Consider the following 18,220-nt stretch of genomic DNA (forward strand, 5'->3'; position numbering starts at 1 on the left):
TCCATATCTAAATATCATTTTTCTCACTATATAAAACATTTTTTGATTTTTAGATATCGTGCATAATGCTCTAATATCATTTGGCATTTATCTAATATTCTTATCTCAATAGTAACCGAAAAAAGTCTCCTTAATCACAATTCCAATCACAAATGGATAAAAAACAGTCCCGCACTTGCAGGACTGTTTTTAATTACAAACATTTCATATCTACAATAAAACCAGTTTCCGCCGCGCGCTTCTTTAACAGCTCCTTCTGCGCTTCGGATGTCATATGTCCGCTTTTCATACTTTGCACGGCTTCAAATAATTCCCTTGAAATAATAGGTTCATGACTTTTCTCATTGTCTGATGATATATTCGCTAACTGCTGCTCAACCGTCTCTAATGGCAGCGCCAAAATCCGCTTCCATTCTTCGATATCGCTATCAGAAGAAGTTTGCTTGAATAATTTATATTTTTGTTTTAACTCTGCGGTCACATAATCAAGTATTTCGCAGTAATAGACTTTTGAAATTGCTTCTTCGTAGCTTAATTCTACCTTTTCGGAGATACGATGACGCTCAATGGCAGCATCAACCAAATTTCTTGGAGGCTGTTTTGTATAGTCCGTTACACTCTGAAATATCCATTTTACACTTTCCGCTTCAAATGGATTAACCACCAGTTTCCCGCCCTGCCAGTCATATCCAATTATTTTCTCTTCGGATATCTTTTTTTCTACGTTCATGTAAAAGCACTCCCTCTCTTCATATTTATATAAGATGTACCCAAGCATATTTTTATATAGCTTATTCTTCTTTTCTTCTTAATCTTCCTCATCCTTTCCCGGAATTAATTTATTGTAACATATACCGACCCCAAAGACAAACATTCGTTCCACCATTCTGCCTAACAACGAAATCTTTTCCAGTATCAATAAAACAAATAGGTATTCTTTTCCTTACCATAAATACCTATGATTTTATCCCCATTTTCCATTACAAGCCCAATCTCTGCTTCTTTCTTTTCGGCATGGATTTCATAACTTTCAACAGCTACACTTTTCACATCCCGATATCCATTTCTGTACAGATAATCATAAAGGCTGTACTGCAGCTCATACCGATTATCCAGATAGTTCAGCAGTTTTTCTGGAATACCTGTGATTGAAAGCGTTGATGCATCGTATGTACTTTCACTTGCCGTCACTTCGGTCTGAACCTGTACCGTAGCTGGTGTTTCCACCACTACATTTTGCTGCTCCGTATACTCCTGTACCTTTTGCTCCTCGTTTTCCAATATCGTAAATAAATACTGACCCGGCAGCTTTGGAAAGAAAAGCGCAACCAACTGCAGCTTTTCATTTCCCGGAATTTCCAGCTGATATCCGGATACGTTCTCTGCAGAAGTCATGATCTCCTTTTCAAATACGATCTCGGATGCATCAATCTTCTGTTCCTGCAAAAAATCAGTCAGCTCTGCAATGAAATCAGCTTCCCGAAAAGAAAGCTGTGTCTTGGTAGCTGCGAATAACCCTGAGATTTTAAGTTGGCCCTTGCCCACAGTGCTTCCCTTATCATCAAAAATCAGGGAAAGAAACTGCTCTTCTTGCATCTGCCTTTCTTCTGCAGCCTGTTCCTGTGTTTCCAATTCCGCTGCCTCCACCTCCTGCCGCTGTTCCTGCAACTCATCCAGACCGACCACGCGCACTGTCAGGCTTTCTGTTTCGCTTACTGCTTTTCTTTCTTCTCTTAAGTCAGTCACTGCGCAATACAAAACGATTCCCAGCTGCAGTAAAAGCAAAATTCCCAGAACCACAAAAAAATTTCTGTTCATCCGCTGCACCGCTGCTTTGCTGCTCTGCTCCTGCCCTGTCTTCTTTTTATCTTCCATACGTCACCATCCTTACAGTCCTGAAAACTGAAGTTTCCCGTTTGCCTTTGAATAAGTGCCTTTTATGCTGCCGCCGGTATTGAGCGTGATCTTAAATTCAGCCTTCTGCTCTTCCGGAAGAATTTCATAGCTGCTCATTGTACCTATGATATTTCCGGTCAAGCCACTGGAAAGCACATATTCAAATGCTTTCTGGTAAAATGCTTCTTTCCCACCAACATAAGCCAGAAAAGTAGTGGATACCTGCATGATATCAAATGCTGTGGTTGTCGTTACGGTCTGGACACTGCCGTTTCCATATCCTCCAGTGCTTCCACCACTATAGGAGTTTCCATAAGAAGACTGTCCGGTATTGTATGCTCCGCTGCCCTGACTGAAATCCTGTGCCTGTGTTTCTGTTTCCATCTCTTCCACAAGCTCTGTAAACAGGTAGGTATCCTCCTTTAGATAGTAAGTAGCCAACAACCTCCATGCAGGGTCTTCATTGAAATAAATGTAGTGGTATACTTTGTCCGATTCCTGTTCCCCCTCATAAGCTTCGGAACTGAACGTTACATCTGTAACTTCCCGATACTCGGAGCGCGCGGAATCGATATGCAGCGCATCCCCCAGCTGCTGCAGGAACTCCCGGTCATCAAACTGCCCGTTGAAAGATAAGATCACATCTGCAGTCACGCCATGAAGCGTAAGCCCATAAGGTGATTCCGGTTCAGATACTTCTGTTGTCTGTTCTGTTTCTGCATCGGCAGCATTTTCTGTTTCCGGAATCTTTTCTTCATTTTCCTCCATCTTGGCAAAGTCAAAGTTAATGATGATATCCGTATCCGGCATGACAAAATTTACCCGGATTGCTTCTGTTGATGTCTCCCGCAGGAAGTTATTCACCTCATGGAAATCATAGTCTACGATATCTGCCTGTTCCAGATAGTATCCTTCTTTCGGTGTTACTATCAATGTAACAAGCGTATCTTCCTGAATCCGAAGCACCGATTCTGTATCATTATCGCTTTTTAGCCATTCTTTTTCAAATTCAATGCTGGCTGCATTGGTCTTATAAAGCAGGACATCATGCATAGGAATCTCTTCCGCTGCCTGTGCCTGTGCTTCCTGCACAGCTTTCTCCCTGCCTTTTTTTATATAGGTTGCTGCCGCCATCCCGGCAAGTACCAGGACAACCACAGCGATTGTGATGTACAATGGTGCATTATTTTTCTTCTTATACATGACTTCTCCTTTACTCTACGCTGTAGGAATAGATGCTGTAAAAATCCCATTCTCTGTTGTAAGAGCTGATAAACTGCTCTGAATACTCCTTGCTGCCATCTGTTGCAAATACTTCGATCTGATATACCAGCTCTGTTTCATTGTCCTTTACCAGTTCGATCACATCAATTTTTGTAACCGATAAACTGTCACCATAGAGCGAAAAAATGTAATCCGCAACTGCAGTAAAAAACTGTTGTTTCCGTTCTCCTACAAAATCTGCCGCAGCCCCTTTCTTCGTTTCAGACAGCTCCGGCTGCATATGCTTTCGGTATGCTTCCAATTCTCTTTCATAGGAATCTTCGGTATCCGAAATGATCTCTTTCTCTGCAGATGGCAGCTCTGACGTTTCCGTTTCTTCTACGCTGCCGGAATTTAGCTGACCTTTTGCTAAGTCCGGCAGTGTAACACTCATTTTTCCTGCTTCTTCACTTTCTTCTGACTGTGCCTCATCAACCTGTCCCATTTGGATCTGCTCAACCAGCATATCTGTTACTGCTCCGATAGCTGCAGGAATCAGAGCTGATATTAAAAAGATGGCTGCTATGATTACAACATATCTTCGTATCTCTTTTTTCTCCATGCGCCCTCCATTATGATCCAAAGAACCAGTTGCCGCCGATCTGTACTGCATCTGCTCCTGTCTGGCTTCCCTTTGTGCTTCGAAAACTGGTGAAAGAATGGTTCCGGATTCCCTTTTTCAAGCAGTCATTTACCGCCTGTTTTACATACTCCGGAACATTTCCGTTTAACCTTGGCTTCCAGTGATTGTCCATGCTGTAACAATACTGCCCCGGTGCCATCAGCTGCGATAACGCATTATTCCCCAGATAGCTCCAGCTTGCCGACTCGGTACGGTTCATGGCCGAAGTGATGACTGCCAGTGCGCCCTCGTAACTACCGTTATCCTCCTGTGCCACGATTGCCCAGATGAGTTCCATCTGTTCCTGTGAATAAGTGGTCTGATCCACACGCTCCCCGCCATTTCCGGTATACCAGTCTGTTTCGATCTGGAACCGCCGGATAGAAGTGATTGGTCGGTAATCAATCGCACTGACCGTCACCCCTTTGCCGGGGTTGGCTACAGTATTACTACTGTTTCCGCTGCACTGAACAACCTGCCCATGCCCGATATAAATGCCAACATGTGGACCATCTGCCCAGTAAACTACATCTCCCGGCTGCGCCTCTTCAATACTTTGTACTTCAAGACCCGATATCCCCTGTTCCTCTGCCAGCCTTGGAATTGAGATATCAAATGCTGCATAGACACTCTGTACAAAGCCAGAACAGTCTGCCCCTGTTGTCAGGCTTGTCCCACCCCAGACATAAGGAAGTTTTCCGGCAAAACTAAGTGCAAGCTCCGCAATCTTTTCCCCGTTTCCGTTTTCTGCAGACTTCACTGATTTTAGGGTAAAATAACAGGACCGGTTCTCTTCCGGCTGGATATAAGTTTCTGCAAGCGAAACTTCCTCTTCGCCAAGCACCGTCACCATTTCCTCTGCCGCTGCTCCAGATAAAAGCATCTCCTTTCGTATAAAGCCGCGGCTCTCACCGGATTCTACGAAAAACCATCCATCCTCTGTTTCTTCCAGAAGGTATACAAGACTTCCTGAAGTGATCTTTCCAATCTCTCTGGACTCTTCTTTTGGATACTCCTGAATATAACCGCTTTGGATCACCAGAGAATACTGTTTTGAAGCAAGCACTTCCTGTACTGTTGTATGGGTATAGGTAAATGCGTCATTATCTGCTTTTTCGCAGCTTACTTCCGCCAGCCGAAAAGAATTTTCCCCTATCGCTTTTACCAGCGTATCTGCATAACCGGCATCTGCCAGAAATGCTGTCTGCATAAAGCCCCGGACTGCTCCGGATTCTACATAAACCCACTGCGCATCTTCTTCCTCCAGAACATAGACGATACCAAAGTATGGGATTTCCCCGACAACTTCTGCCGTTGTATCCGGAGCCTCATAAACAGCAATGGACTGCCCACCTTCTACGATTCCATATTCCTTTTCGACTTGGACAAACCGGAAATCTTTCTCCACGTACCAGCTCTCATCCCAGTAGGAACTGCCGCTAAATGAACTGGAGTAAGAATACTCTTCATTCTTACTTCTACTCGCCTCTGTCTCAGATTCACTTTCCAGTTCTGTTTCTGTCACCCATTCACTTTCCGACTCTGCCTCGGATTCTGTCTCCGCTTCTGATTCTGTTTCCACTTCCGATTCCTTGGGAAACTCTGTATCTTCTGGAACTTCTGCTTCTCCTGAAAGTTCCGTTTCTACCGAAGCATCTGTTTCCCCTGGCATTTCTGATTCCTGCAGATTCTCTATTTCCTCTTGCTGCTCTGGACCTGCCGGACTTTCTTCTTTCTCTTGTTCCTGCGGATTCTCCGGCTTATCTGATAGTTCTGAATCTTCCAGTTCTCCTGATTTATCTGAAGTTTCTGGCTCTTCAGTTTCATCGGATTGCTCCGGTTCTTCCATTTCATTCGACTGATCGGATTCTTCCGGCACTTCCACTTCATCAGAAAACTCGGCCTCCTCTGTATTCTCGGTTTCGCTTTCCGATTCTGTTTCATTCTGATCAGTGCGCTCATCCATCTGCTCTGTTTCTCCCGGAAGTTCCACTTCATCTGGCAGTTCGGACTCTTCCGTGTTTTCTTTCTCACTCTCCAGTTCTGTTTCCTCAGTCTGTTCCATTTCTTTCAAAAACTCGGTTTCTTCTGCAGTCTCCGTTTCTTTTTCGCTGCTTATTTCTTCCGCATAGATTTTCTGCCCCGCATCCCCCAGCGGCCACACACTTCCTGCAAGTAATGCTGCACTTACGATCACTGCAGCTGTTTTATATCTCCTCTTTTTTCTAATTGCCAAAGTACCAATTTCCTCCTATCTGCACCGCATTAGGGCCAGTCTGACTCCCTTTTGTGCTTCGAAAACTTGTAAAAGAATGGTTCCGGATCCCCCTTTGCAGGCAGTCACTGACCGCCTGTTTTACATAGGATGGAACGTTACCATTTAACCTCGCCCTCCAGTAGTTATCATTGCTATAGCAATACTGGCCGGACGCGGTCAGTTGTGCCAGAGCGTTGCTGCCGCAATATTTCCAGTTTGCCGATTCTGTCCGGTTCATAGCAGAAGTAACAACTGCTAACGCTCCCGCATAACTTCCATTATCTTCCTGTGCTACAATCGCCCAGATCAGCTCCATCTGGCTTTGTGTATAAGAAGTCGTATCTTTCCGGTGTCCAGATGTTGCATTTCCCGCATCACCGCCAGATGCCCACTCCACGATCCGGCGCACCTGAAATGGTCTGCCATCCGCAGTCGGATATCCCCAGCAGACACCTCTTCCTGCTGTTTCCGGTGATACATTACTTCTTCCTCCAGAACAATGGATCATCCTTCCCTCGCCTGCATAAATCGCTACGTGAGAACTGTTTCCCGCGCCTATGTAACCGCTGAAGAACAGTATGATATCTCCCGGAAGAGCCTCGTCCAGACCTCCGGATACCAGAGTCCCGGCATGCTCCTGCGCATAAGTGTCATATCCGATCTCATATCCAAAATGAGCAAACACCCCATGTACAAAAGAACTGCAGTCTGCATAGGACTGCCACGCTGTCGCACTGTCTCTTCCAGCTCCCCAGATATATTTCGTCACTCCGATCCATTCCTCTGCATAGGCAACGATCTCATATCCCGAAGAAGCATACCCAAGCTGTTCTTCCTCACCGGCAATACCGGAAAGCAGCGAAGCGGCAAACAAAAAGATTAGTAACGCAGTCACCAGCGGAACCACTGCGGAGGCTGCATATTTTAAAAGGTTTGCTCCTGCCTGCAAAAGAGCTGCCTCTACTTTGGTCCGGATTACGGACACTGGAACCCGAACTGGCAGCATCACAGTCCTTATTATTGCCGTCCCTGTCTTCCATTCCAGTTCTCCCATGCTGGCTTCCAGCTGTCCTCTCATTTGCTGCTGTCTGATCCAGTCATCCCGCCTTAAATCTAATTCAACCGCCCCGATCAGCTCTGCAGCATATATCCGTTTCCGTCTGCGCTGTTCCTTTTTCCTATGCCGTTCTTCATAATGTGTCTGCCGGATTTCTTCTGCATAAGTCTTTCGTTCTTTTTTATCTGCAGTTCCATCATGCTGCTTCCTGTTGTGGAACCACCGTTTTTGTACGATAAATTTGATAAACGGCTCTTTTTGCGCCTTATAAAGTTCCTCTCTTTGCTCCGGCAGTTTCCGCTTTACAGCTTTTTCTGCCTGCACAAGTATCCGTTTTTTCTGTACTGTTGAATAAGAAGCCCACTTTTTCTGCTGTTCTGCGGTAAGCTTCTGCTTTTGCATGACATGCTCCGGACGTTTTGATCTATTTTGAAGTTCCCCCTGTTTTCTTTTTCTCCTGCGGTCATCCAGATTTCCCATACCATCTTTTTTGTATGCTCCCCTTTGATAGATCACCGCACCGCCTGCCTGACGCAGGATCACCTTTGTGGTCTCAATCTCCCGTATCTCTTCTTTTGTCCGTAACTCCATCCAAGTTCACATCCTTTTATGGATACTCTTTTTCCTCTTCTGCCATCTGTCTGACCTCCCCTTCCAATCCTGCAATCATGTTCCGGATTTCCTTTTTTCCTCCGGCTTTCTGCTTCATGTTCTGGATCTCATGGAAATTCGTATTCAAAAGCTGATAGGTCGCACTTTCTTTTGGCAGTCTGCAGTCATTGGGGATATATTTCTCTCCAAATTTCAGCAGTCCACATCCTGGCTCCACGTTATGGACATATTTAAGAAGGTTATCTGAAATCCCCAGCGTATTTCTCAGGATCTCTATTTCAATGTCCGACTGGTTCAAAAGAGAAAGATATTCCGAATTACACAGCATGGTTTCAATCGTTTTTGAGCTGAGCAGGTCTGCGATGTTCTGCGTCACAGCAGTACAAAGGCCGCCCATCTTACGCACTTCCTTCCAGATTTTTTCCAGATACCGGGCGGAAAACTCATCCGAAGCCAGATTGTGAAACTCATCAATGAAAAGCCAGGTTGCCCTGCCTTTCTTTGCATTTTCCGCGATCCTTGCCCGGATACTCTCCAGCATGATCAGCATGCCAATCCCGGACATTTCCTTTCCAAGATTTGCAAGCCCATATACGGTCATTCTGCTCTTGGTATTTACATTCGTCTGAACCGAAAACATATCCAGCGAACCGGTCACAAACAGCTCCAGCGCAAGGGTCAGTTCCCGTGCCTGTGCTTCCGGCTGTCGTTCCATGACCATATAAAAATCCTGCAGCGTAGGGGACTTCTTTTTCCATGTTCCCACCTTTCCATACAATTCCCGGACACAGCGGCCTATGATGGATTTATCCTGCGCAGTCAGCTCATCATTTAAAATCTGCGCATAGATCCCCAGCATCAGCTCTGTCTTATCCATCAGAAAGGTATCCCATGAATCCATATAGTTCAGGTTGTCCATATCCAAAGGATTGATATAATGTCCCGATCCGGCTCCAAAATCAATGAACTGTCCACCAAGCGCAGCTACAACCGCTTTGTACTCATTTTGCGGATCGATAATGATAAGATCATCCTTGGTCCCATGGAATATCTGAAGAAGCAGCATCTTTACCTGCGCACTTTTTCCGCTTCCTGTGATCCCAAGAATAAAGCCGTTCCCATTTTTCAGCAGCTTGCGGTCGGCAATGATCACATTCTTGCTGATCCGGTTGACCCCATAGAAAAAGCCGCCAGGCTGATAAATTTCATGAACGATAAATGGCGTAAATGCCGCAAGCGACTGCGTAAAAACAGGATGCATCATGCTGCAGAACCTTGCCCCGGTGGGCAGCGCCGTATCAAGCGCATCGATCTGCTGCCAGTAAGCCGGTTCAAAATAGAAGCCCTCGCCTTCCGCAATGCTGCAAAACGCTGTCACCTGATTTTCCAATTCCTGTTTGCTTCCTGCGCTTAAGGTGGCATAGATGCCCACATAGAACAGCTTCTCATCATTTTCACTGACAATATCCATATAGTTTTCCAGTTCATCCCGTTCCCTGCGCCGCTCATAAGTAATATCGCTGGCCCACGCCCCTGCCTTTCGCCTTGCTTCCTGCTGTTTTTCAATCGCTCTGCCGTTTTGCATGTAAAGCTCCATCAGCCGCTTCATGGCTACTGATTTTGGAACCGGCGCCGCATCACAAGTCAGGATCACATGGAAAGGCACCGAAGTCAGGATCCGGACGATCTCCGGATTGATGCTGCCTGGAAGCACCGGAACATACAATGTCCGCACATAGCGCCCTTCCATCTGCAGGGTGATCCCATCACATGTCCCGTACTCATCCTGATAATGCTTCACCAAACGTGGAGCAATAAGATCCCTCCAGTCCTTTTTTCTCCAAAAAGAAATCTGCTCCTTCATCTGGAACTGCTTTTCTTTTCCCAGACGGTAAAAAGCATGCAGATAGCGAAATCTTTCTTTTGCAGTAAGCGGTGTCAGGCTGCTCTGCAGGCCTTTAAATGATATCTGCAGACTTGCTTCCATCGACCGGAAATAATCTCTGGCCTGTTCTGCACTTTGCTTCCAGCAGCTGAAAACCAGAATCCGGACCTGTTCAATTCCATTTCTTCCTCCCACCATCGCACTGCAAATCTGTGCATTAAAATCCTCTGTCAGCTCCTGCTGGTCCGCTTCATTGCTGTGCAGGTATACTTCTTCCTCCGCCCGCTTCATATCCCGGTTCAGATTCATGACCAGACATTTTACAGACACGCTGATACTATTTAGAAGGACACACCACTTCTTCAGAAACTCTTCCTTTTCATACTCATCCATGGCGGCAAAGTTCGTATCCTGGAATAAATAAGCTTTATCGAACTGCTTTTTAGCTCCTTCTGTTTTCTGCTCCAGCTGAAAGATCCCATCCTCTGAAATCTTACCTATGGGAAGCAGCTCCTGCACACTTTTTGGCACCTTGTAAATCCGCGTTGTAAGCTGCTTATAATCCTGCATTCGTTTCTTCATAAATCACTCTCATCCTCGCTGTCATTTCTTCCCTGCTTTCAAGAACCGGATGTTTTTCTTTTCCTGTTCTTCTTTTCTCCGGAAAATCCTGTCCCCATTCTTCCTGCGCCTCAATCAGTACCGGCTCAAACCGGTAAATCACCTGCCCGGTCACCTCTCTCTTGCGCCTGAAATACTCCGGCAGTGCCATTCCATGAACCTTCAAAAAACCGGAAGCTGCAAAGGGCAATGCTGCCAGAACCGCAAGATATAGTGCGGCAGTCTGCCCTATCCCGCAGATACTATGCAAAAGCAGAAACATTCCCGTACCGACCACAACAGTCAGAACAGAAAGCACCGTCTGCTTTAGTGTCAGTCCTTTATAAAAATCATCCTTGTACTCATCCAGATTCTTATTTACAGGTATCTGCATCCCTGTCACCTCCATAACACTCATTTCTTTTTAGCCCAGTCCCAGACATCTGCGCACGGTCATCTCTGCTCCCTTGACACAAGCACAAGCCGTGATCATTGGCATACAGTATTCACAGATCTGCAGGATCAAAGTCACTATAGTTGCTTCCGCCCCGGCAGTTCCGAACAGATTTGCATCCTGAAACAGACCAAAACTAATGGAAATCGCCAGCGCGATCACCACCGCTTCCAGCGCATATCCGATAAAAGTCCGAAGCCATGCGATCCCTGTCTGGGAAAACTCTGCGCCTCCGGCAAATCCGGCAAACGCCACCGGGGCAAAGGGGATACACAGCAACAGCTTAAAAAGCCTTGATAATACTGACAGTACCAAAGTGACTGCGCATACAATGATGACAAGGCCGCCAAGCAGCCCGCCGACCATACTTCCAAATCCGATTGCCAGCCATGTTCCCCCATCTGCCGCGTCATCCTCCTCGATGGATGCCCGAAGGTCATCAAAAATACCATCTGCATCCACTTCTTTCATCTGTGTATTCATAGTACCAACGACTGCAGTCGCACACTCTGTAATGCCATTTACCAGTGCCAGTGAATTTACGATCAGTGACGCGGTGATCGCAAAACGGACAAAAAATCGGAAGGTATTTTCTAACGTAAAGTTATTCCTGATATCAATGGATTCCCGCAGCCAGCCCATCACAAAGAACAGCACTGCAAGTGATGCCGCAATGCCAAGCGATAAAGAATAAACCGGACCGGTCACAATTGCCCAGGCATTGGTTTGCGCCATCGGACTTTTTTTAACATACTCCATAGTCAAGGCGCTGCAGCTCTGCCACACGGCATAACCTCCCTGCAGCATCCATTCCCCGGTATCCATCATGCCGCTCCCGACACTTTCCAGCGCAGAATCAATCGCACTACTGATAAGTCCCATGCAAACCTCCTATTTTAATAAGTTGATGATGGTAGGCGCACCAACCATCAGGATCCCTGATATTACCTTTTTCAGTGACATGGTCTGCTGGGATGTATCGTGGCTCTGGTAAGCAGTGGCAAATTCGAATATCCCCCATGCCAGTACGATCACACCGGCTGCAGTTACGATATTTAATACGATCTCATTTAAGGCATTGATCTTGCTGGTTACTACCTCTGCCGCGCCTGCCTGAACCGGCATCATAAGCAAAAGCAGCATACCAAGCATCCATGCCCTGTTCCTTTTTTGTTTTTTCATCATTACCATTCCCTTCTAAGAAGCACTCTGCTGGTGAATTACTGTTTTTCATTCCTGCAAAGTATCCGCTCCTAAAACAAAGCAGGCATACCACACCGGTACACCTGCCCTGTAAAAATGTTTCCACTCTCTTATTTGTTCTTTTTATTTTTCTTTTCCGCGATCAAGGCCGTTAATGCAGCCATACCACCAATGATAAGCAGGATCGCAACCGCAAAACGGTTATAGTCTCCTGTCTGGACCGGTGCGGAAGTAACGGTTGTCCCACCTCCGCCATAAGGTGTGGAACCAGTACCTACGGTAGTCGTTTTCGTATCTTCTTTTCCCGTCAGATCCACGGTATCTTCTTTTGGTGCATCATACATAGTCACATGCTGCACTTCCATAGAATCTGTCACTTCAAAGGTGATCGTTTCTGCAACTTCATACCCCTGCGGAGCTGTCACTTCGGTCAGCGTGTATGATCCGGCTGCCAGATTCATCAGATGCGGCGTATCTGTGGAAATCCATTCTTCCACAGTAGCTCCATCCTTATCTTTTACGATCAGCTGCGCTCCCGGAAGTTCTTCATCATCCGTGATGTCTTTCTTGGAAATAGATACTTCAATCGGCTTATCATACATGACAACTGGCTGTACTTCCATGCCATCTGTTACTTCAAAGACAATGCTCTCTGCTTTTGCATACTTCTCCGGCGCTGCCACCTCGGTCAGGGTATAGGTCCCGGCTGCCAGATTTACCATGTGCGGTGTATCGGTGGAAGTCCATTCCTCTATCACGGTTCCTTCTGCATCCGTAATCGTAAGCTGCGCTCCCGGAAGTTCCCCATCATCCGTGATATCCTTCTTGGAAATGGAAACCTCAATCAGTTTGTCATACATCACTACCTGCTGTACTTCCATGGTATCTTTGACCTCAAAAACAATACTCTCTGCCTTTGCATACTTTTCTGGTGCTGCCACCTCCGTCAGGGTATAAGTTCCGACAGCCAGATTTACCATGTGCGGCGTATCTGTTGAAATCCATTCTTCTACCACAGCCCCTTCCTGATCCGTGATCGTAAGCTGCGCTCCCGGAAGTTCTTCTCCACCTGTGATATCTTTCTTAGAAACAGATACCTGAATCGGTGCATCATACATGGTCACATGCTGCACTGACATATCATCTTTTACGGTAAATTCAACAGATTCTGCTGTCGCATATTTTTCCGGAGCTGCAATCTCCGTCAGCGTATAGGTTCCCACTGCAAGATTGACCAGATGCGGTTCTTCTTCAGAAATCCATTCCTCCACCACAGTTCCTTCCTGATCGGTGATCGCAAGGTATGCACCCGGAAGTTCTTCCTCTCCCGTGATGTCTTTCTTTGAAATCTCAATCTTGATCAGGTCATCGTACATGATTACCTGCTGTACCTGCAGACTGTCGGTAAGCGTAAAGGTAATACTTTCTGCAATGGCATATCCTTCCGGAGCCTGTTCCTCAATCAATATGTAGTTTCCTGCCGGAAGCCCAACGATCCGATGCGGTTCTTCTGTGGATACCCATGTCTCCACCACATTTCCCTCACTGTCTTTGATGGTAAGAGTCGCCCCCGGAAGCTCCTTGCCTCCTGTAATATCCATCTTACTTACTTCCAACTGATTTGGCTGATTGGCGATCTTTAAGCGGTAGGTTGATTTTCCATCGATCAGACCATCTGCATCCACTGTAAATTCATAAACTGCCGTATCAAGGTTATAGCCTGGAAGTGTACCAGTCTCATATACGAAGTAGGTACAGCCATGGTTCAACTCGTTCAAAAGGATATAGCCATTTTCATCTGTAATATATTCCGCCCCAAGTCCGGAAACATCTGTGATCTTAAGTTCTTCCCTCAGCTGCGCTTCCAGTGCATCACGGTCTTTCTGCAGTCCGTCATCAAATGCTTCCAGCTCTTTTGCCTGAACAGCCAAAAACTGCTCACGTTCTTCCTCTAAGTGCTGCTCTGCATCAAAATAAGCCAGTGCCTCGCTCTGCTGTGCAAGGAATGCTTCCCTCTCCGGGTTCTGGCTGATCCGCAGCTCTTCTACTGCTTCCGCTACCTGTCTTGCCTTTTCTGCTTCCACATCACTACTGGAATAAATACGGAACCGGATTCCTTCCAGTACCGTTTCTTCCTCAGATGCATCCACTTTTAAAAGCTCCAGTTTCGTCTTTTCATTTTTCACCTGTACTTCCACAGTCACATCAGTTACTTTCGCATTTGCTTTCAGTGTTACCGGGTACTCCTTCTGGCTGATCGCATAATGCTCTCCGGCTATACTTTCCTTTACCAGATAGCTGCCCAGATACAGGTTGTCCGTTTCCGCACAGCCATCTGACCCGGTTTCTACAGTCGTAACCAGAGTCCCTTTTTTCAGCTCTACCATCTTTCCATCTCTTTCGATGGTCCGCACTGCACCGCTTCCGTCCGTGATATCCTCTGCCGCATAAATCTCAAATGCAAATCCTTCCCCAAGCATCTGCTCCGTATCCTGATCCAGCTTTTTGATACGGATATTTCCCATCTGTGGCTCATCTTCAAATTCGATCACCATAGGATCCAGATAATCATGATTTTCTGTAACAGAAAACTTAAGTGTTTCCCCGATCAGGTATCCTTCCGGTGCTTCCAGTTCTTTGATCTGGTACTTTCCTGCTTTTAATGCATTGGTGAAATAGATCATGCCATTTACATCCAGCGTAAAGGTATCCGTAAGTTCTGCATAGTTCAGCGGATTTGGCATAGTCACAGCAGTTCCTTCGCTGTCAAGGATCTGGAACTTTCCTCCGGAAATGGAAACTTCATTGCCTGTATGGGCATCCTTTTTCACCAACTTGATCTGCGCGGCTGGCTGGTTGTTGCTGACTACATATTTCAGGTCCGTCTCCGCTTCGGATACCATAATTTCTACATCCGTGATTCCTTCATACCCCTCTGGAGTAGTTTCCGGATCCTCCGTAATATACCAGGTACCATACACAAGCGCATCCGCATCTGTGGCAGCATAGCCATATCTATCCGTTACGATCTTTACGGTCGGGACCGTCTGATCTTCATGCTTCAGCACAAAACAAATACCTGAAAGAATGCCACTCTCTACACGGTCCTGCAGGATGGATTCCTCATAGCTGTCATCTAAAAACTTCATAATGGAAAGGCTACCCCGGATCACCTGTTCCATAGAAGTAATCCGGTATACGGTTTTATCATCCTCACCAACCGTTACTGTGTACAGGTTGGTATCCAGCTGATAGCCGACCGGTGCTTTGGTTTCTTTTACAAAATAAGTCCCCACCGGAAGGTCTGAACTTTTCGCATATCCGTTTTTATCTGTCACAAGCACTTCCAGCTGCTCGCTGCAGTTCTGATCCACATAAATGGTGTATTCTGCGCCTTCAAAACTTACGGCACTGTTCTGCGGCTGGGCCAGTCCGGTCTCGCCATCCATCTTCTGCACTTCAATGGGTTTGCGAAGCACCTGCTCTGGGGAACCTACTGCATAAACAGAAATAGCATCTGTATGGTTCATATCCACCGTATAAACAGTTTCATCCAGAAGATATCCACTGGGAGCCTTGGTTTCTTTCACATAATAGGTATTTACCAGTAACGGGGAACTCTTTGCATATCCATTTGCATCTGTTTTCAGGACTTCGATTCTTTCTGTACAGGCTGCATCTGCATAGATGGTATACTCTGCTCCTGCAAAAGATACCAGATCATTGTAAGGTTTCGTAAGTCCGGTTTCTTTATCCTTCTTCTGCAGTTCAATATATTCCGGAATAATGGATTCCTTAGAGCTTACCGCGTAGACTTCCACTTCATCTGTAAGACTCATTTCCACCGTATAAACAGCCCCGTCCATGGAGTAACCCACCGGTGCTTTGGTTTCTTTTACATAGTAGGTCGCGATCGGGATCTCAGAACTTTTCGCGTATCCATCCGCATTGGTTGTCATTACCTCAACAGCTGTGGTACAAGCTGCATCCGCATAGATGGTATACTCTGCTCCTGCAAAAGAAGCGCCTTTTCCTCTTGCCACGGCCTGTCCGGTCACACTGTCATACTTTTGCAGCTCGATGGATTTATTCTTTGGAATTTCCGGCCATTCTACAGATAAAGACAATGTTTTGTCACCCGAAAAATAACTGAACCCAATATCCTGTTTACCGCTCAGTTTTAATTTCATTGCAGTAAAATCCGTTGCATATTTACAGGTCAGCGTATAACTTGCACTCCCCTCTACGGATGCATCTGCTTCCAGATGGAATTTATCACCGCCACTGATCGTCACAGTTCCTGTCGCACTTTCTCCGGCGGTTTCATTTACCAGTACAACTCCATCCGGCAGCTTGATCTTTGCGGTATTTTCGTCAATCGCTTTATAAGTAGTAGTCTGAGAAACACTGATACCATCCGCATACGTCGCTGTAAGGGATGACAGGGTCAGTTCTGTTGTCGGGACCGGAAGTTTATTCAGATAACTGACTACACTTTTTACAAGACTTACGCCGCTGCTGTTTAATACTCCGGATTCACTGCTGTTATAATTCCAGTTGCTTCCATTCATATATAAATAACTGAGCACGTAATGGGTCATCGTATAGTAATGAGAGACAGAGCTGCATCCCGCTTCCGTCATGACTGTTTTTAAATTTACACTTCCGCTGCCGTCCGCATACTCAATGCTCTTGTTCCAGGCAGGTCCTCCGTATAAGTAATACATCGCCTTCATCATTTTTTTATCCTTGCTCGTACTATCATCAAGGATTTCGATATCATCCTTATCGTAGGTCTGCCCGCTTCCGGGACTTGTCTCCTTTGGCTGGATACAATAAGCCATCCGCGTTACCGTTGAGCCATCGTCTTCATAAAATACAACGGTTTTATAAGTGGTGGATGCATCACCTGCTTTTAAAGCAGACGGTGCTGTATAGATTCCCTTCACCACCAACTTGAATTTATCCGGCACCGGGTCTTCATCTGCTTCTTCCTCTTCAGCCTCGGCAAGAAGCATAACCGGTTCCACTTCTGCATCCATCAGAAACTCCGGTTCTGATACTTCTGTCTCACTTACCTGTTCTGATTCCGCCTCCTCGATCACTTCTATTTCACTTACCGACTCTGATTCCATCTCTTCCGATTCTTCTGTTACAACTTCCGTCATTCCTTCTGACTCGATCAGTTCTTCGCTTTCCGTTGTAGGCTCAGAAAGATCTGTTTCACGTTCCACGGGAATATCCTGCGCTTCAGTCTCCACAACTTCTTCTGCATTTTTTTCAGATACCACAACCGGGCGCAGCACAAACCAGAATTTTCCGCTTTCTTTATCTGTTACGCGATAGATGCTGCTGTACGTTCCTGCCGCATCATAAATGATATCATCCGAAATATATTCAATCGTACAGACATCTGTATCATAGAGAATGTTCCGGAAATCAGAATACTGGTCAAACTCCCAGGTATCAAAAGGAATGGTTATGGATTCCACCTGCACGATGCTTCCCTGCAGCGGCAGTCCGTCTGCATCCGTCTCCTCCTGATAAGAAACCTCTTCTTCAGATTCTGTCACTTCTGCATCCGGAACTTCCGTTCCATCCGCTTCTGTTTCCATCACTGTTTCTTCCTCAACTGCCGTATCACCTCCAGCGATTTCCGGTTCCTGCTCTGATTCTTCTGGTAATACTTCTATTTCAGATTTCCCCGCATCCCCAGTCTCTTCTTCCGCTGCTGGCTCGTCTGCCTGTTCTGTTTCCGGATAAGCCAGTTCCGTCTGAACGATCTCTGTTGCTGCCTCCGTCTGCATCATCTCTGTAGCTGGTGTTACAAATGCTGCTTCCAGCCAGATATCCTTTGCAGGCATAAAAAACTCCAATGCATTCTCATCTTTCCATTCAAATAGAATGTCATGCTTCTCCTGATCGGACAGACGCACTTCCCCAAGCTCCAGCGTTCCACTTGGCAAAAGAGAAATCTCTACCTTTTCATCTGCTTCATAGGTCAGGACAATTTCTTTTTTCTCTTCCACCGGCTCTCTCAAATGTTCTTTATCAAAGTCATAGCTGCATTCCTCATAATAAGGAAGTGTAATAGAATAAACCGGTGCTTCTGTTTCCAGCAGCTCCGTTTCATTGACCACCGCATTTTCCTCTGCCAGTTCTTCTGCCGATGCCGTTATTACATTTCCTGCCCCCGACATTGCCATCACCACAGACAGCAACAGGGACACCCCTCTTTTCAATTTTGATCGCATGTTATCCTCCTTTTACACTGCTATGCCTTTTCAGATCTGCAAGTACTTCCCCCTTTCCTTCTGAAAAAGGCATGAAAAAAAGACTGCACCGGGCAGCCTTCTTTTTCGTTCTCTATT

General features: G+C 46.0%; 11 protein-coding genes. All 11 read right to left on the minus strand.

Annotated features, from left to right (window positions below; translation table 11 throughout):
• Nucleotides 1–193: 193 nt before the first annotated feature.
• The 11 genes from ACESZH_RS01625 to ACESZH_RS01675 all read right to left on the minus strand — a co-directional run bounded on the left by ACESZH_RS01625 (nt 194) and on the right by ACESZH_RS01675 (nt 18,103).
• Nucleotides 194–730 carry a hypothetical protein gene (locus tag ACESZH_RS01625; RefSeq protein WP_373216209.1) on the minus strand — a complete coding sequence of 179 codons (537 nt, stop codon included), beginning with the start codon at nt 728–730 and terminating at the stop codon, nt 194–196.
• A 185-nt stretch (nt 731–915) separates the two neighbouring features.
• Nucleotides 916–1,875: a hypothetical protein gene (locus ACESZH_RS01630; RefSeq protein WP_373216211.1), complete on the minus strand. Its 960-nt coding sequence runs from the start codon at nt 1,873–1,875 to the stop codon at nt 916–918.
• A 12-nt stretch (nt 1,876–1,887) separates the two neighbouring features.
• Complete coding sequence (locus tag ACESZH_RS01635; protein ID WP_373216212.1) at nt 1,888–3,099, minus strand: hypothetical protein; 1,212 nt, start codon at nt 3,097–3,099, stop codon at nt 1,888–1,890.
• A 10-nt stretch (nt 3,100–3,109) separates the two neighbouring features.
• On the minus strand, nt 3,110–3,721 hold the full coding sequence (locus ACESZH_RS01640) for a hypothetical protein (protein ID WP_373216214.1): 612 nt from the start codon (nt 3,719–3,721) through the stop codon (nt 3,110–3,112).
• 10 nt (nt 3,722–3,731) lie between these two features.
• Nucleotides 3,732–6,017, minus strand: coding sequence for an NlpC/P60 family protein (locus ACESZH_RS01645; protein ID WP_373216215.1), 2,286 nt, complete (start codon nt 6,015–6,017; stop codon nt 3,732–3,734).
• Nucleotides 6,007–7,686, minus strand: coding sequence for an NlpC/P60 family protein (locus ACESZH_RS01650; RefSeq protein ID WP_373216217.1), 1,680 nt, complete (start codon nt 7,684–7,686; stop codon nt 6,007–6,009). The genes ACESZH_RS01645 and ACESZH_RS01650 overlap by 11 nt, the downstream gene beginning before the upstream one ends.
• Before the next feature lie 16 nt (nt 7,687–7,702).
• Nucleotides 7,703–10,174 carry a VirB4-like conjugal transfer ATPase, CD1110 family gene (locus tag ACESZH_RS01655; RefSeq protein ID WP_373216218.1) on the minus strand — a complete coding sequence of 824 codons (2,472 nt, stop codon included), beginning with the start codon at nt 10,172–10,174 and terminating at the stop codon, nt 7,703–7,705.
• The gene (locus ACESZH_RS01660) at nt 10,149–10,586 is read right to left on the minus strand and encodes a PrgI family protein (RefSeq protein ID WP_373216221.1); all 438 of its coding nucleotides are present in this window, start codon (nt 10,584–10,586) and stop codon (nt 10,149–10,151) included. Before ACESZH_RS01660 ends, ACESZH_RS01655 begins: the two co-directional genes overlap by 26 nt.
• Nucleotides 10,587–10,616: 30 nt before the next feature.
• Nucleotides 10,617–11,528, minus strand: a complete 912-nt coding sequence (locus tag ACESZH_RS01665) for a hypothetical protein (protein WP_373216223.1) — start codon at nt 11,526–11,528, stop codon at nt 10,617–10,619.
• 9 nt (nt 11,529–11,537) lie between these two features.
• Complete coding sequence (locus ACESZH_RS01670; protein WP_373216225.1) at nt 11,538–11,831, minus strand: hypothetical protein; 294 nt, start codon at nt 11,829–11,831, stop codon at nt 11,538–11,540.
• Nucleotides 11,832–11,959: 128 nt separating this feature from the next.
• Nucleotides 11,960–18,103: a SpaA isopeptide-forming pilin-related protein gene (locus ACESZH_RS01675; RefSeq protein ID WP_373216227.1), complete on the minus strand. Its 6,144-nt coding sequence runs from the start codon at nt 18,101–18,103 to the stop codon at nt 11,960–11,962.
• Nucleotides 18,104–18,220: the final 117 nt, after the last annotated feature.

The organism is Ruminococcus sp. 5_1_39BFAA, from assembly GCF_964240875.1.
GTDB lineage: Bacteria > Bacillota > Clostridia > Lachnospirales > Lachnospiraceae > Blautia_A.

Bases quoted from the DNA above. Each gene is read 5' to 3' on its own strand.
- ACESZH_RS01670 (WP_373216225.1), bottom strand. From the start codon at position 11,831: ATGATGAAAAAACAAAAAAGGAACAGGGCATGGATGCTTGGTATGCTG.
- ACESZH_RS01635 (WP_373216212.1), bottom strand. From the start codon at position 3,099: ATGTATAAGAAGAAAAATAATGCACCATTGTACATCACAATCGCTGTG.
- ACESZH_RS01650 (WP_373216217.1), bottom strand. From the start codon at position 7,686: ATGGAGTTACGGACAAAAGAAGAGATACGGGAGATTGAGACCACAAAG.
- ACESZH_RS01665 (WP_373216223.1), bottom strand. From the start codon at position 11,528: ATGGGACTTATCAGTAGTGCGATTGATTCTGCGCTGGAAAGTGTCGGG.
- ACESZH_RS01660 (WP_373216221.1), bottom strand. From the start codon at position 10,586: ATGCAGATACCTGTAAATAAGAATCTGGATGAGTACAAGGATGATTTT.
- ACESZH_RS01675 (WP_373216227.1), bottom strand. From the start codon at position 18,103: ATGCGATCAAAATTGAAAAGAGGGGTGTCCCTGTTGCTGTCTGTGGTG.
- ACESZH_RS01655 (WP_373216218.1), bottom strand. From the start codon at position 10,174: ATGAAGAAACGAATGCAGGATTATAAGCAGCTTACAACGCGGATTTAC.
- ACESZH_RS01625 (WP_373216209.1), bottom strand. From the start codon at position 730: ATGAACGTAGAAAAAAAGATATCCGAAGAGAAAATAATTGGATATGAC.
- ACESZH_RS01640 (WP_373216214.1), bottom strand. From the start codon at position 3,721: ATGGAGAAAAAAGAGATACGAAGATATGTTGTAATCATAGCAGCCATC.
- ACESZH_RS01630 (WP_373216211.1), bottom strand. From the start codon at position 1,875: ATGGAAGATAAAAAGAAGACAGGGCAGGAGCAGAGCAGCAAAGCAGCG.